Here is a 14339-nt window from a genome sequence, read left to right as displayed (position 1 = left end):
CATGCAATTGATCTGGCTGCGCAGCGACTTGCGTGTACACGACAACACCGCCCTTTCGGCCGCCGCTGCGGTTGGCCCGTGCGTGGCGGTGTACCTGCTGAGCCCGGAACAATGGCTGGAACACGACGACGCCCCCTGCAAAGTGGACTTCTGGCTACGCAACCTTGCCGAAATGAGCCAGGCGCTGGGCGAACTGAACATTCCCCTGCTGATCCGCACGGCCCCTCGCTGGGACGACGCACCGAAGGTGTTGCTCGAACTTTGTCAGCAATTGAACATCGACGCGGTGCACGTCAACGAGGAGTACGGCATTCACGAAAGCCGTCGTGACGCGGCGGTTGCGCAGGCGCTGCAGGCCAAGGGCATCCAATGGCGCAGCTATCTAGACCAGTTGCTCTTCGCGCCTGGCACCGTGCTGACCAAAACCGGCACTTACTTCCAGGTCTTCAGTCAGTTCCGCAAGGTGTGCTACGACCGGCTGCACCGTTCACTGCCGGGCCTGGTCAGCGCTCCCATGGTTCAATCGCCGCTGGCCCTCGACAGCGATGCCGTCCCCTCGACGGTCGAAGGCTTTGAAACGCCCGGCGAATCCCTGCGCGCCCTCTGGCCTGCCGGTGAAGCCGAAGCCCGGCGCCGCCTCGACACCTTCGCCGACGCCCAGATCGACTACTACAAAAGTGAGCGCGACTTCCCGGCCAAACCCGGCACCAGCCAGCTGTCGACCTACCTCGCAGCCGGGGTCATTTCGCCACGCCAGTGCTTGCACGCGGCTTTGCAAAGTAATCAGGGCGAGTTCGAAAGCGGCAAGGTCGGGGCCGTGACCTGGATCAACGAGCTGTTGTGGCGCGAATTCTACAAACACATCCTGGTGGGCTACCCACGGGTGTCCCGCCACCGCGCCTTTCGCCCGGAAACCGAAGCCCTGGCCTGGCGCCAGGCCCCCGACGAACTGGCCGCCTGGCAACAAGCGCGCACCGGTTTGCCGATCATCGATGCGGCCATGCGTCAATTGCTCGAAACCGGCTGGATGCACAACCGCTTGCGCATGGTGGTCGCCATGTTCCTGACCAAGAACCTGCTGATCGACTGGCGTGAAGGCGAACGCTTTTTCATGCGCCACCTGATCGATGGCGACCTCGCAGCGAACAACGGCGGCTGGCAGTGGAGTTCGTCCACCGGCACCGACTCGGCGCCCTATTTCCGGATATTCAACCCGCTGAGCCAATCGGAAAAATTCGACCCCGAAGGGATCTTCATCAAGCACTGGCTGCCGGAACTGGCGGAGCTGAACAAAAAAGACGTGCACAACCCGGCGAACCTCGGCGGGCTGTTCGGGGTTGCCGATTACCCCTCGCCAATCGTCAATCTAAGTACGTCCCGCACCCGTGCGCTGGCGGCGTTCAAAAACCTGCCATCGCGACAACAGGATGCCGGAGGTGGCTATGAGTGAGTTCCTCCAGCGTTTTGCCGGGCAGTTTTCCAGCCTGGACAAAGACAATCTGCAACGCCTGGATGAGCTGTACAGCGCCGACGTGCATTTCACCGACCCTTTGCATGACGTGCAGGGGCTTGGGCATTTGCGCAGCTACTTCGGCGATCTGTACGCCAACGTCAGCGAACTGCAGTTCGAATTCCACGGCTATGACCAGGTGGCCGAAGGCGAGGGTTATCTGCGCTGGGTCATGAGCTACCGCCATCCGCGCCTGGCCAACGGCCAGTTGATTCGCGTCGACGGCTGCTCACACCTGCGCTGGCGCGACAAGGTCTATCGCCACCGGGACTACTTCGACGCCGGGGCGCTGATTTATGAACATCTACCCGTAGTGGGCCGGGCGATCGCCTGGCTGAAAAGGAGAATGGGATGAGTTTTACGTCTCCACGGCGCTATTGGCTGACCGGTGCCAGCAGTGGCATCGGCGCCTCGCTGGCCGAAGAAATACTGAAAACCGGTGCACACCTGGCCGTCAGTTCGCGCTCGGTAGCGCCCCTGAAAGTCTTGTCGCAGCGCTATCCCGGGCAGGTTTTGATTGTCCCCGGCGACCTGACCAACAGCCAGACGGTGCGCGAAATCGGCGAGCAAATCGCGCAAGAGTGGGGTTCGCTCGATACGGTGATACTGAATGCCGGCACCTGTGAATACGTCGACGTCCAGCAGTTCGATGCCTCGATCATCGAGCACGTCGTGCGCACCAACCTGCTGGCCAGCAGTTATTGCATCGAAGCGGCCCTGCCCTTGTTGCGGGCAGGCCTGGCGCCGCACCTGGTGGGTGTCGCCAGCTCGGTGACCTACCTGCCGCTGCCGCGGGCCGAAGCCTACGGTGCATCGAAAGCCGGGCTGCGCTACCTGTTCGAGTCGTTGCGTATTGACCTGGCACCCGAAGGCATCGAAGTGACCGTGGTCAGCCCCGGTTTTGTCGACACACCGCTGACCGCGAAAAATGATTTCCCCATGCCCCTCAGTTGGCCGGCGGCCAAGGCCGCGCAGCACATCTTCGCCAAGCTCAAGCATCGGCCGCTGGAGATCGCCTTCCCGGCGCTGTTCATGGCGGCGCTCTGGCCGCTGTCGAAATTGCCCAACCGTGTGAAGCTCGAAATTGGCAAACGCATGGTGCGCAGCAACCCGCCGATCAAGGATGTTCCGTGAACATCGCCATTATCGGCAGCGGTATCTCGGGGCTGACCAGCGCCTACCTGCTCAATCGCCGCCACGAGATCACCCTGTTCGAGGCCGGCGACCGGGTTGGCGGCCACACCCACACCGTGGAAGTGACCACCGATGGTCAGCGCCATGCGGTGGACACCGGTTTCATCGTGTTCAACGACTGGACATACCCCCATTTCATACGCCTGCTGGGCCAGATTGGCGTAGGTTTCAAACCGACGCAGATGAGCTTCTCGGTCACCGACCCGGACAGTGGCCTGTCCTACAACGGCAACAACCTCAACAGCCTCTTTGCCCAGCGCCGCAACCTGCTGTCGCCGGGTTTCTGGGGCATGCTGCGGGACATCCTGCGCTTCAACAGGCAATCGCAGCTTGACCTGTCCGAAGGCCGGATCAGCGCCGACACCACGCTGGATCAGTACCTCAAGGCCGGCGGTTACGGCGAGCGCTTCATCCTGCATTACATCGTGCCCATGGGCGCGGCGATCTGGTCGATGTCCATGGCCGACATGCTGGGTTTTCCGCTGCGTGGCTTTGTCCGCTTTTTCAAGAATCACGGCTTGCTGTCGGTCAATCATCGACCGCAATGGTGCGTGATCGAAGGCGGATCCAGTGCCTACATCGCCCCCCTGACGGCAAGCTACTCAGAGAAGATCCGGCTCAACTGCCCCGTTACGCGCGTCGAGCGCGATGAAGACGGCGTGGTGATCCACAGCGCCGCCGGCCGCGAACGCTTCGACAAAGTGGTGTTCGCCTGCCACAGCGATCAGGCGCTGGGCCTGCTGGCCACACCCAGCGCCAGCGAACAATCGATCCTCGGCGCCCTGCCCTACGCCGACAACGAAGTGGTGCTGCACACCGACACGCGCCTGCTGCCTGCGCGAAAACTCGCCCGGGCCAGCTGGAACTATCGCCTTGGCGGCACCGGGCACACGCGGTCCACCGTGACCTACGACATGAACCTCCTGCAGGGCATCCAGAGCGATACCACCTATTGCGTCAGCCTGAACCAGAGCGCCGGCATCGACACGGCCCTGGTGCTCGGCAGATTCACCTATGCCCATCCCCAATACAGCCTGACAGCCGTGGCCGCGCAAGAACGCTGGGAAGAATTGAACGGCGCGCAACACACCTTTTATTGCGGCGCCTACTGGGCCAACGGATTCCACGAGGATGGCGTGGTCAGCGCGCTGCGCGTGGCCCGATCCTTCGGTGAAACCCTGTGAACAGCGCCCTTTACAGCGGCTGGATCGCCCACCGGCGGTTCTCGCCAAAACGCCATGAGTTTCGCTACCGGATCGGCTTGCTTTACCTCGATCTGGATGAGCAGGACGCGGTGCTGGGGTTGTCGCGCCTGTCGGGCAGCCATCGTTTCTCGCCCTTTTCGTTTCGCGAACGCGATTACCTCAAGACCTTTACCGACAAGGGCGAACGCCTGAGCGACGCCGTGCGCGAACAGGTTCGCCAGGCCATCGGCCATGCACCACAAGGTGCAATCTGCCTGCTGACGCAACCTCGCAGCTGGGGACTGTCGTTCAACCCGGTCAGCTTTTTCTACTGCTACGAAGCCGATGGTCAACTGGCGGCGATTCTCGCCGAAGTCACCAATACCCCGTGGCACGAGCAGTATCACTACGTGCTGCCGGCCAGGACGCCAGAGGAGCTGCACGATTTCCATCAACATTTCGCCGTCGCCAAGGCCTTTCACGTATCGCCGTTTTTACCCCGGGATCTCGAACACCGCATGAGCTTCAGCCCCGCCGCGAAAAAGCTCGGTGTGCACATGGCGGACTGGCAAGGCGATCTGAAACTGTTCGACGCGACGCTGAACCTCAAACGCGAAACGCTGGATCGGGCCAGCCTGCACCGTTACTTGCGGCGCTTCCCCTGGATGACCGCGAAAACCTGCCTGGCGATTTACTGGCAAGCCCTGCGCCTGCTGCTCAAGCGCGTACCGCTATTTGCTCATCAGGCTGCCGATGGCAGCTTTCAAACCGCCATCGTTCCGCCCAAGGATCGCCGCCATGAAATCCTCTAGCGTCCTGGCCAAAGCCAGCCTGTTGAGCACCAACGGCCTGACCGGGTCGCTGCTGCGCCGAGGAGTATTGCGCCAACTCGCGCACCTCAGGCACGGGCAACTGGTGGTGATCGACGAGAGCGAACGGCACGTGTTCGGCACCGCCGGCAGTCATTTGCTGGGGGAAATCCAGATCCACGATGCCGCCGCCTGGGGACTGGTGGCGAGCAAGGGTTCGATCGGGGCGGGCGAGGCCTACATTCATGGCTACTGGAGTTCGCCGGACCTGACCGCGGTGGTGCGGATTTTCGTCAGCAACCTTGAGGTGCTGGATGCACTGGAAGGCGGCCTGGCCAAACTCGGCCGGCCGTTCGTCCAGGGACTGCACTGGCTCAACCGCAACACCCGCAAGGGCTCGCAGAAAAACATTGCCGCCCACTATGACCTGGGCAATGACCTGTTCGAACAGTTTCTCGACCCGACCATGATGTACTCGGCCGCGCAATTCCTGAGCCCCGAGGACAGCCTCGAACAGGCGCAGTTGAACAAGCTGGAGCGAATCTGCCGCAAGCTCGACCTCAAACCCAGTGACCACTTGCTGGAAATCGGCACGGGCTGGGGCAGCATGGCGCTGTACGCGGCCCAGCACTACGGTTGCAAGGTGACCACCACCACGCTCTCCCGGGAGCAGCACGCGTATACCGCGCAGCGGATTGCAACCCTGGGGCTGCAAGACCAGGTGACGTTGTTGCTCAAGGACTATCGCGACCTCACCGGGCAATACGACAAACTGGTGTCGATCGAGATGATCGAAGCGGTCGGCCACCGCTTTTTGCCGACCTATTTCAAGCAATGCGCGCAGTTGCTCAAGAGCAACGGCTTGATGCTGTTGCAGACCATCACCATTCGCGAGCAGCGCTACGAACAGGCCAGGCGCAGTGTCGATTTCATCCAGCGCTACATATTCCCCGGCGGCGCCCTGCCCTGCGTGCAGAAGATGCTGGAGATCGTCAGCCGCGACACCGACATGAACCTGCTGCACATGGAGGACTTCGGCCTGCATTACGCACGCACCCTGCGCCTGTGGCATGTGAATTTTCGCCATGCCCAGGCGCGCCTTGGGGAATTGGGCTACGACGAGTATTTCCTGAGGCTGTGGGAGTTTTACCTGTGTTACTGCGAAGGCGGTTTCCTGGAGCGCAGCATCGGTACCGCGCAGCTACTGCTGGCGAAGCCCTCGGCGATCACCGCGCCCCTGCTCGGCCGTTTCGATGCTTGAACGCCTGGCCAACGCCGCGCTGTTCCAGCTTGGTTGGTTTGCTTGCGTGGCCGGCGGCAACAGTCTTTGGCTATGCGTGCCGCTGGGGGCACTGGTGATTCACCTGCTGTGGATAAGTAGCTGGGCAGAGGAAGGCCGATTGATTCTCAGCGTGGTGCTCCTCGGTACTGCGGTCGACGGCGCGTTGCGCTGGCTGGGGGTGTTCCGGTTCAACGATTTCTCGCCGCTGATTCCGCTGTGGCTGATGCTGCTGTGGGCCCTGCTGGCGACCACCCTGCGCCACTGCCTGTCGTGGACTGCCAGGCCCAAATGGCGGGCAAGCCTGCTGGGCGCCATCGCCGCGCCGCTGTCGTATTACGCCGGAGGGCAATTGGCCGGGGTGCAGTTTCCCCATGGAGAACTGCCCACCTTGATCGGCATCGGTCTGCTGTGGGCGCTGCTGTTTCCGCTCCTGCATGAGATGGCGCAGCGTTTCGTGGGCGATACACAGGACTGAGCGTCCGTCTGGCCTTTCACACAGCAACGACTGACTGCCTTACACTGCGCGCCATGAAAACCATTCCCCACACGCAGATCACCGAACCGGTCGTGACATGCTCGACCTGTGCAGCCTGCTGCTGCCAGCTTGAAGTCATGCTGATCACCGACACCGGTGTGCCCGAGCGCTATATCGATACCGATGATTGGGGTGGGGAAGTCATGTTGCGCCTGGACGACGGCTGGTGCGCCGCGCTGGATCGCGACACGATGATGTGCACCATCTACGAAAAGCGCCCGCTGATTTGCCGGGAATTCGAGATGGGCGCACCGGAATGCATTGACGAACGCCAGGGGATATTGACGGCGTACCGCTGAAATTCAGGTCAGCAAAGATCTAATGTGGGAGCGGGCTTGCTCGCGAAAGCGGACTGCCAGTTAACACACGTGTTGAATGTGAAACTGCTTTCGCGAGCAAGCCCGCTCCCACATTGGTTATGCGGTGATTACAACGGTAACGTGTAGTGAAGTGCGTAACTCTCAACACCGTTGTTCGGGCTGCTGATGCCGGCATTGGAATAGTGCGTCGCTCGAATCCCGACTTCATGCCCGCCCGCAAAGCGCAGGCCGACCCCCAGGCGGTCTTCGAACTGAAAGGCGCTACCGAGGTTGTTGTTCTCGATTTCAGTGTCGGAAAACAACGCCACGCCCACGCCAAGTTCCACGTACGGCTTGACGTTCTGACCGGCAAACTCGTACACAAACACGGGAGAGAACGACAGGCTGTTGTTGCCGGAGGTTTTATCGCCTTCCCAGTAGGTATAGGCGCCGCTCCAGTAACCGGTCAGTCGACCCACGTCACTCTGCCACCAGCTCTTGTCCCAATCGAATTGCATGCCCAGGCGATACGTCATGGTCGACTCGCCGGTCTGGCCGACCGCGAACTCCACGCCTGCCGCCTGTGCGGTAAAACTGTGCCCCATCAGTGCAGCCGCAATCGCGGCCAAGCAGAATAGTCGCTTCATAGAAACTTCCTTTCCGAACGATTCGTTTGGTTTTTTTATTGCTCGACGCTCACAGCTATAGAAGTCGACGATTTATTAGAAGTTCACCCCAATTAGTCGCTCGCCCCAAAACCTGCCTACACGCTGAAGCTTTGCACAACGCCAGCGGTCTGCCACAAAATCGGCAAGATATTTCTGAAATGAGCGGGATCGGCACTGGTCCAGAACTGCGCGGCACGGGCGGGCCCTGCGGCGAGCAGCTCGCGTTCGGCCAGCAAGCGTTGAAGTTGCCGGGCGACGGCGGCGCCGGTGTCGATCAGGCTGATGTCATCGGGGATCATCTGCTTGAGCAACGGCTTGAGGAAGGGGTAATGGGTGCAGCCGAGAATGATGGTGTCCGCGCCGTCGGCAAGCAGCGGCTGAACGTAACGCTCAAGCAACTGGCGCAGGGCCGGACTGTGCAGATCGCCGTTCTCGATCAGCTCCACCAACCCCGGGCAAGGTTGGGTGATCACCCGCACATCGGTGGCGAAACGGTCGAGCAACGCCGCGAACTTGGCGCTCTGCAATGTACCCGTCGTGGCCAGCACCCCGACCACGCCGCTTCGGGTGGCGGCCGCAGCGGGTTTGACGGCGGGCTCCATCCCGACGATGGGCCATTGGGGATAATCGCGGCGCAGGTCGGCAACGCCGGCGACGGTGGCGGTGTTGCAGGCCAGTACCAGCGCCTTGGCGCCCTGGCGTTGAAAAAAATCGGCCATGACACTGCAACGCTGCTGGATGAATTGCGGCGTTTTCTCGCCGTAGGGAATGTTCCCGCAATCGGCGACGTACAACAGCGATTCGTTGGGCAGCAACCGCTGGATCTCGGCCAGCACCGAAAGCCCACCGACACCGGAGTCGAACACGCCGATCGGCGCTTCACGCATGCTTGGGCCCACAGACGCTGCAACCCGGATCCCGCTTGACCCGCAACTCACGAAAGCGCGAGCCCAAGGCATCGATCAACAACAGGCGACCTACCAACGGTTCGCCGAAACCGGCCAGCAACTTCAGCGCTTCAAGGGCCTGCAGGCTGCCCACCAACCCGACCAACGGGCCGACGACCCCGGCTTCGCTGCAGGTCAATTCAGCCTCGCTGCCGTGCCCGTATAAACAGTGGTAGCACGGGCTTTCAGCACGACGCGGGTCGAACACCGACAATTGCCCTTCGAGACGAATCGCCGCGCCGCTGACCAAAGGCTTGCCGCTGGCCACGCAAGCGGCGTTGACCGCTTCACGGGTGGAGAAATTGTCGGAACAGTCCAGGACCAGGTCCACCCCCGCCACGACAGTCGCCAGGGTGTCTTCATCCAGCGCCGAACGGTGGGCGACCAGTTGTATCTCGGGATTGATGGCCGTCAGGCGCTTGATCGCCGAATCGACTTTGCTCAGGCCGACGCTGTCGGTGTCATGAATGATCTGGCGTTGCAGGTTGGTCAGGTCGACCGTGTCAAAATCCGCCAGATGCAGCTCTCCAACCCCCGCCGCCGCGAGATACAGCGCTACCGGCGCACCGAGACCGCCGAGGCCGACGATCAGCACGCGGCTGTCTTTGAGCCGCAACTGACCGTCGATGTCGATGTGCGCCAGCAGAATCTGCCGGCTGTAGCGCAGCAATTCCTGATCATTCAGCACGGCAGGCGTCCCAGACTGATGCGTTGGTGACCGCCCAGATCGGTGCGGCTGTGGACCTCTTCAAAACCACGGGTCAGCAGCAGGTCGCGGACCGCCGCGGCTTGATCGTAACCGTGTTCGAGCATAAGCCAGCCACCGCTCACCAGATGATCCGGTGCCTGGGCGACGATCAAGCGCAGATCGTCGAGCCCGTCGACCCCGGCCACCAGGGCGCTGGCCGGTTCGAAGCGCACATCGCCTTCCACCAGGTGCGGATCGGTCGCGGCGATATACGGCGGGTTGCTGATGATCAGCTCAAAACGCTGGCCTTCCAGGGCGCTGAACCAATGACTGGCAAGTACCTTGGCGTTGTTCAAATGCAGGCGCTGGCGATTGCGCTCGGCCAGGGCCACGGCTTCGGGCACGCGGTCCACGGCCGTGACTTTCCACGCCGGACGCTCGCTGGCCAGGGCCAGTGCGATGGCCCCGCTGCCGGTGCCAAGGTCCAGGACGCTTGCAGGGGTAGGCGGCAACAGTTCGAGTGCGGCCTCCACCAGCAATTCGGTGTCCGGGCGCGGGATCAGCGTGTGCGGTGCCACTTCCAGGTCGAGCTTCCAGAAACCTTGCTGACCCAGAATGTAAGCCACCGGCTCGCCGCCGCGACGACGCTGCAAATATTCGGCAAAGGCCAGCGCGGCTTCGCTCGGAACGATGCGCTCCGGCCAGGTGTGCAGAAAGCTGCGGGACTTGCCCAGCGCCGCCGCCAGCAACAATTCGGCATCCAGGCGCGCGGTGGGCGAGTCTGGCAATTCGGCGGCGCGCAACAAACTGGCAATGATCGTCATTTACTCACCTATCGCTGCCAGTTGATCGGCCTGATACTCGGCCAGCAATGGCTCGATCACCGCGTCGACGCCACCGGCGAGGATTTCGTCGAGGGAGTAGAGGGTCAGGTTGACCCGGTGATCGGTTACCCGACCCTGGGCAAAGTTGTAGGTGCGGATGCGCTCGGAACGGTCACCGGACCCCACCAGCAACTTGCGCTCGCTGGCGATGGCATTGGCGGCGGCGCTGGTCTGCTGGTCATTGAGCTTGGCCGACAGCCAGGACATGGCGCGGGCGCGGTTCTTGTGCTGCGACCGTTCTTCCTGGCACTCGACCACGATCCCCGACGGCAAGTGGGTGATACGAATGGCCGAGTCGGTCTTGTTGACGTGCTGGCCACCGGCTCCGGAGGAGCGGTAGGTGTCGATCCGCAGGTCCGCCGGGTTGATTTCGATGGCTTCCTGCTCGTCCGGCTCGGGCAATACCGCCACCGTGCAGGCCGAGGTGTGGATGCGACCCTGGGATTCTGTCGCCGGGACCCGTTGTACGCGGTGGGCGCCGGATTCGAACTTCAGCTTGCCGTAGACGTTGTCGCCCTCAACCCGGGCGATGACTTCTTTATAGCCGCCATGTTCGCCTTCGTTTTCCGAGAGGATCTCCACGCGCCAGCCACGACGCTCGGCGTACCGCGAATACATGCGGAACAGGTCGCCGGAGAAAATCGCCGCCTCGTCACCGCCGGTGCCGGCACGGATTTCGAGAAACACGTTACGCCCGTCGTTCGGGTCCTTGGGCAGCAGCATGCGTTGCAGGCTGGCTTCCAGTTCGACCAGGCGCTCCTTGGCCTCGCGCACTTCTTCCACGGCCATTTCACGCATGTCCGGGTCGCTGTCCTTGAGCAGCGCCTGCGCACCTTCGAGGTCGCCCTGCACTTTGAGCAACTGCTTATAGGTGTCGACAATCGGCTCGACTTCCGCGTATTCCTTGGAATAGGTGCGGAATTTGTTCTGATCGGAAATGACCTCGCCGTCGCCAAGCAAGGCGGTCAATTCCTCGAAACGGTCCTGGAGGATGTCCAGCTTATTGAGCAGTGACGCTTTCATTGCGGTTTCTTATCCGAAAAGCTTTCCGATGAGCCCTCATGGAGGGCAAAGAGTTCCTGAGCCATCGCCAGCGCATCGAGGCGCCCTTCGGCAGAGAGCTTTTTCAACTGCACGCTCGGCGCGTGCATCAGTTTGTTGGTCAGGCCGCGGGCCAGTTGCACCAGCACCTCTTCGGCGCTGCCGCCGTTGGCCAGCAGGCGCTGGGCCTTTTGCAATTCTTCGTCGCGCAAGCGTTCGCTCTGTTGACGATAGGCCTTGAGCACGTCCACCGCCGCCAGTTCGCGCAGGCGGATCATGAAATCTTCGGCACCGACCGAGACCATTTCTTCCGCGGCCTGCGCAGCGCCCTGACGGCTCTTGAGGTTCTCGGCGACCACTTCGTGGAGGTCGTCGACGCTGTACAGGTAAACGTCGTCCAGTTCGCCGACTTCAGGCTCGATATCCCGTGGAACGGCAATGTCCACCATGAAGATCGGCTTGTGCTTGCGCAGCTTCAGGGCACTTTCCACCGCGCCCTTGCCAAGGATCGGCAGTTGGCTGGCGGTCGAGCTGATGACGATGTCGCTGCGCACCAGTTCTGCCGGAATGTCCGACAACAGCACCGCGTGAGCGCCGAACTGTTCGGCCAGGATGCTCGCGCGCTCCAGCGTACGGTTGGCCACCACGATACGCTTGACCCCCAGATCATGCAGATGGCGGGCGACCAGGGTAATGGTCTCGCCAGCACCAATCAGCAAGGCCTGGCTGCGTTGCAGGTCGCTGAAAATCTGTTTGGCCAGGCTGACCGCGGCAAAGGCCACGGACACCGGGTTTTCCCCGATCGCCGTGTCGGTGCGCACCTGCTTGGCCGCGTTGAACGTGGCCTGGAACAGCCGCCCGAGCAACGGACCGACGGTGCCCGCCTCACGCGCCACGGCGTAGGCCGATTTCATCTGGCCGAGAATCTGCGGCTCGCCCAACACCAGCGAATCGAGCCCGGAGGCGACCCGCATCATGTGACGAACTGCCGCATCATCTTCGTGCACATAAGCGCTTTGACGCAGCTCATCGAGGCTCAAATGGTGATATTCGGCCAGCCAGCGCAGCACGACATCGGCCGACAGGTGATCCTGTTCTATATAGAGTTCACTGCGATTGCAGGTGGAGAGGATCGCAGCTTCGCGGCTGTCGGTAAGTCGGCAGAGCTGCTGCAAGGCCTCAACCAGCTGCTCAGGGGTAAAGGCCACGCGCTCGCGGACGTCTACTGAAGCAGTCTTGTGGTTAATACCGAGTGCAAGGAAGGCCATTCAAAGTCGCTGATGGTGACGTGAAGCCGGCAATTGTCCTACTTCGCCAGATTCAGAACAACTACTCGATATCTATTGGCCTGGTAGGCGAGACCTGCGTTTGCGAGCGCTTCTCGTTTACTGCTTTTGCAGGCGCTGCCTTCGGCTGCGATCTCGTGCTGTTGTAAAGCAAGATCAAAAGATCGCGGCCTTCGGCAGCTCCTGCGGGTATTGGGGCGATGGGTAAATTGGCGGGCCGGTTATGTTTGGCCCAAGGCTTGTGTCATGATGATCCGACCGCAGGTTAGTCGTCCTCTTCCTATATGAATAGATCTTCCGCGTTGCTTCTCGCTTTTGTCTTCCTCAGCGGCTGCCAGGCCTTGGCACCCGTGTCGCCGGACGGTACGCCACCGGCTGAAGACAGCACCCCGGCACCTGAAAAGCCCAAGGTTTACAGCTCGTTCAGCGAAGACACCGTCTTCAGCCTGCTGAGCGCCGAACTGGCTGGCCAGCGCAATCGTTTCGACATTGCCCTGGACAACTACGTGACCCAGGCCATCAATACCCAGGATCCGGGCATCTCCGAGCGGGCATTCCGCATCGCCGAATACCTGGGCGCCGATCAGGCTGCCCTGGACACCGCGCTGATCTGGGCGAAAAACGCTCCCGACGACCTCGAGGCGCAACGGGCCGCCGCCGTGCAACTGGCGCGCGCCGGGCGCTATGACGACTCCATGGTCTACATGGAGAAAGTCCTGCAGGGCAAGGGCGACACCCATTTCGACTTCCTCGCCCTGTCCGCGGCCGACACCGACCAGGACACGCGTAACGGCTTGATGAAGAGCTTCGACCGTTTGCTGCAGCGTCATCCGAACAACGGCCAGCTGATTTTCGGCAAGGCCTTGCTGATGCAGCAGGACGGCGACTCCCGGGGCGCGCTGACCCTGCTGGAAGACAACCCGCCGGACGACGGCGAAATCGCCCCGATCCTGCTGCGCGCGCGCCTGCTGCAATCCCTTGATCGCGGCGAAGAAGCCCTGCCGCTGCTACAAAAAAGCATCAGGAAATACCCGGACGACAAGCGCCTGCGCCTGACCTACGCCCGCATGCTGGTCGAACAGGACCGCATGGACGACGCGAAAGCCGAGTTCTCCAGCCTGGTCCAGCAATACCCGGAAGACGACGAGTTGCGTTACTCCCTGGCGCTGGTCTGCCTGGAAGCCAAGGCCTGGAACGAGGCCAAGGGTTATCTGGAGGACTTGATCGCCCGCGACAGCCACGTCGATTCAGCACACCTGAACCTGGGGCGAATCGCCGAGGAGCGCAACGATCCACAGGGCGCGCTGATCGAGTACGGCCAGGTCGGTCCGGGTAACGACTACCTGCCGGCACAATTGCGCCAGGCCGATATCCTGATGGGTAACGGCAAGACCGCCGAAGCCCAGAGCAAACTTGCGACTGAACGCGATGAACAACCGGACTACGCGATCCAGTTGTACCTGATCGAAGCCGAAACCCTGTCTGCCAATAAACAGGGCGACAAGGCCTGGAAAGTGCTGGAAAAGGCGCTGCAGCAATACCCGGACGATCTCAACCTGCTCTACACCCGGGCCATGCAAGCAGAAAAACGCAATGACCTGGCGCAGATGGAAAAAGACCTGCGACTGATCATCAAGCGCGACCCGGACAATGCGATGGCGCTGAATGCCCTCGGCTACACCCTGTCCGACCGTACGACGCGCTATGTCGAAGCCAAGGCCCTGATCGAACAGGCGCACCAGATCAATCCGGAAGACCCGGCGGTACTCGACAGCCTTGGCTGGGTGAATTTCCGCCTGGGCAACCTTGACGAAGCGGAGCGCTTGCTGCGCCAGGCCCTGGAACGCTTCCCGGACCAGGAAGTCGCCGCGCACCTGGGCGAAGTCCTGTGGGCCAACGGCAAGCAGCGCGAAGCCCGGCAAATCTGGGACAAGTTCCTCAAGGCACAACCCGACAGCCCTACCCTGCGCAGCACCATCAAGCGCCTGACCGGATCAGAGACTCTTTAAGAT

At 61.7% G+C, this 14339-nt stretch carries 15 protein-coding genes; 9 read left to right on the top strand and 6 right to left on the bottom strand.

The window, feature by feature from the left end; translation table 11 throughout:
- The first annotated feature begins 1 nt into the window (after position 1).
- Genes phrB through F8N66_RS21585 form a run of 8 tightly spaced genes read left to right on the top strand, consistent with a single transcriptional unit; the run spans position 2 to position 6813 of the window.
- Entirely contained in the window at positions 2–1450 is a 1449-nt protein-coding gene (gene phrB, locus F8N66_RS21620) for a deoxyribodipyrimidine photo-lyase (RefSeq protein ID WP_150772125.1), read from the top strand.
- Complete coding sequence (locus F8N66_RS21615) at positions 1443–1865, top strand: nuclear transport factor 2 family protein (protein WP_150772124.1); 423 nt, start codon at positions 1443–1445, stop codon at positions 1863–1865. The genes phrB and F8N66_RS21615 overlap by 8 nt, the downstream gene beginning before the upstream one ends.
- Positions 1862–2644: an SDR family NAD(P)-dependent oxidoreductase gene (locus F8N66_RS21610; protein ID WP_150772123.1), complete on the top strand. Its 783-nt coding sequence runs from the start codon at positions 1862–1864 to the stop codon at positions 2642–2644. Before F8N66_RS21615 ends, F8N66_RS21610 begins: the two co-directional genes overlap by 4 nt.
- Positions 2641–3888: an NAD(P)/FAD-dependent oxidoreductase gene (locus F8N66_RS21605; protein WP_150772122.1), complete on the top strand. Its 1248-nt coding sequence runs from the start codon at positions 2641–2643 to the stop codon at positions 3886–3888. Before F8N66_RS21610 ends, F8N66_RS21605 begins: the two co-directional genes overlap by 4 nt.
- The gene (locus F8N66_RS21600; RefSeq protein WP_150772121.1) at positions 3885–4700 is read left to right on the top strand and encodes a DUF1365 domain-containing protein; all 816 of its coding nucleotides are present in this window, start codon (positions 3885–3887) and stop codon (positions 4698–4700) included. Before F8N66_RS21605 ends, F8N66_RS21600 begins: the two co-directional genes overlap by 4 nt.
- Positions 4687–5958 carry an SAM-dependent methyltransferase gene (locus tag F8N66_RS21595; protein WP_150772120.1) on the top strand — a complete coding sequence of 424 codons (1272 nt, stop codon included), beginning with the start codon at positions 4687–4689 and terminating at the stop codon, positions 5956–5958. The genes F8N66_RS21600 and F8N66_RS21595 overlap by 14 nt, the downstream gene beginning before the upstream one ends.
- Positions 5951–6454 (top strand): DUF2878 domain-containing protein, encoded by a 504-nt coding sequence (locus tag F8N66_RS21590; protein WP_150772119.1) that lies wholly within the window; start codon positions 5951–5953, stop codon positions 6452–6454. The genes F8N66_RS21595 and F8N66_RS21590 overlap by 8 nt, the downstream gene beginning before the upstream one ends.
- A 53-nt stretch (positions 6455–6507) precedes the next feature.
- The gene (locus tag F8N66_RS21585; protein WP_150772118.1) at positions 6508–6813 is read left to right on the top strand and encodes a YkgJ family cysteine cluster protein; all 306 of its coding nucleotides are present in this window, start codon (positions 6508–6510) and stop codon (positions 6811–6813) included.
- 128 nt (positions 6814–6941) lie between these two features.
- Here F8N66_RS21585 and F8N66_RS21580 read toward each other — a convergent pair whose 3' ends face one another.
- The 6 genes from F8N66_RS21580 to hemA all read right to left on the bottom strand — a co-directional run bounded on the left by F8N66_RS21580 (position 6942) and on the right by hemA (position 12309).
- Complete coding sequence (locus F8N66_RS21580) at positions 6942–7460, bottom strand: acyloxyacyl hydrolase (protein ID WP_150772117.1); 519 nt, start codon at positions 7458–7460, stop codon at positions 6942–6944.
- Positions 7461–7576: 116 nt separating this feature from the next.
- Positions 7577–8368, bottom strand: coding sequence for a glutamate racemase (gene murI / locus F8N66_RS21575; RefSeq protein WP_150772116.1), 792 nt, complete (start codon positions 8366–8368; stop codon positions 7577–7579).
- On the bottom strand, positions 8361–9116 hold the full coding sequence (locus tag F8N66_RS21570) for a molybdopterin-synthase adenylyltransferase MoeB (protein WP_150772115.1): 756 nt from the start codon (positions 9114–9116) through the stop codon (positions 8361–8363). The genes murI and F8N66_RS21570 overlap by 8 nt, the downstream gene beginning before the upstream one ends.
- Positions 9110–9940 carry a peptide chain release factor N(5)-glutamine methyltransferase gene (gene prmC, locus F8N66_RS21565; protein ID WP_150772114.1) on the bottom strand — a complete coding sequence of 277 codons (831 nt, stop codon included), beginning with the start codon at positions 9938–9940 and terminating at the stop codon, positions 9110–9112. The genes F8N66_RS21570 and prmC overlap by 7 nt, the downstream gene beginning before the upstream one ends.
- Complete coding sequence (gene prfA, locus F8N66_RS21560; protein ID WP_090325132.1) at positions 9941–11023, bottom strand: peptide chain release factor 1; 1083 nt, start codon at positions 11021–11023, stop codon at positions 9941–9943.
- On the bottom strand, positions 11020–12309 hold the full coding sequence (gene hemA / locus F8N66_RS21555; protein WP_150772113.1) for a glutamyl-tRNA reductase: 1290 nt from the start codon (positions 12307–12309) through the stop codon (positions 11020–11022). The genes prfA and hemA overlap by 4 nt, the downstream gene beginning before the upstream one ends.
- A gap of 302 nt (positions 12310–12611) precedes the next feature.
- Between hemA and F8N66_RS21550 the strand changes: the two genes are divergently transcribed.
- A complete protein-coding gene (locus F8N66_RS21550; protein WP_150772112.1) occupies positions 12612–14336 on the top strand; it encodes a tetratricopeptide repeat protein in 1725 nt (574 codons plus the stop codon).
- The last annotated feature ends 3 nt before the right edge of the window (positions 14337–14339 follow it).

It is taken from the genome of Pseudomonas fluorescens (assembly GCF_902498195.1).
Lineage (GTDB): Bacteria > Pseudomonadota > Gammaproteobacteria > Pseudomonadales > Pseudomonadaceae > Aquipseudomonas > Aquipseudomonas fluorescens_BU.
Note: the sequence above shows the minus strand (reverse complement) of the source record. Positions and strands in the feature narration are given on the sequence as shown.

Coding starts and splice junctions, on each gene's coding strand:
- phrB (WP_150772125.1), top strand. CDS start 2: ATGCAATTGATCTGGCTGCGCAGCGACTTGCGTGTACACGACAACACC.
- F8N66_RS21615 (WP_150772124.1), top strand. CDS start 1,443: ATGAGTGAGTTCCTCCAGCGTTTTGCCGGGCAGTTTTCCAGCCTGGAC.
- F8N66_RS21610 (WP_150772123.1), top strand. CDS start 1,862: ATGAGTTTTACGTCTCCACGGCGCTATTGGCTGACCGGTGCCAGCAGT.
- F8N66_RS21595 (WP_150772120.1), top strand. CDS start 4,687: ATGAAATCCTCTAGCGTCCTGGCCAAAGCCAGCCTGTTGAGCACCAAC.
- F8N66_RS21590 (WP_150772119.1), top strand. CDS start 5,951: ATGCTTGAACGCCTGGCCAACGCCGCGCTGTTCCAGCTTGGTTGGTTT.
- F8N66_RS21585 (WP_150772118.1), top strand. CDS start 6,508: ATGAAAACCATTCCCCACACGCAGATCACCGAACCGGTCGTGACATGC.
- F8N66_RS21580 (WP_150772117.1), bottom strand. CDS start 7,460: ATGAAGCGACTATTCTGCTTGGCCGCGATTGCGGCTGCACTGATGGGG.
- murI (WP_150772116.1), bottom strand. CDS start 8,368: ATGCGTGAAGCGCCGATCGGCGTGTTCGACTCCGGTGTCGGTGGGCTT.
- prmC (WP_150772114.1), bottom strand. CDS start 9,940: ATGACGATCATTGCCAGTTTGTTGCGCGCCGCCGAATTGCCAGACTCG.
- prfA (WP_090325132.1), bottom strand. CDS start 11,023: ATGAAAGCGTCACTGCTCAATAAGCTGGACATCCTCCAGGACCGTTTC.
- hemA (WP_150772113.1), bottom strand. CDS start 12,309: ATGGCCTTCCTTGCACTCGGTATTAACCACAAGACTGCTTCAGTAGAC.
- F8N66_RS21550 (WP_150772112.1), top strand. CDS start 12,612: ATGAATAGATCTTCCGCGTTGCTTCTCGCTTTTGTCTTCCTCAGCGGC.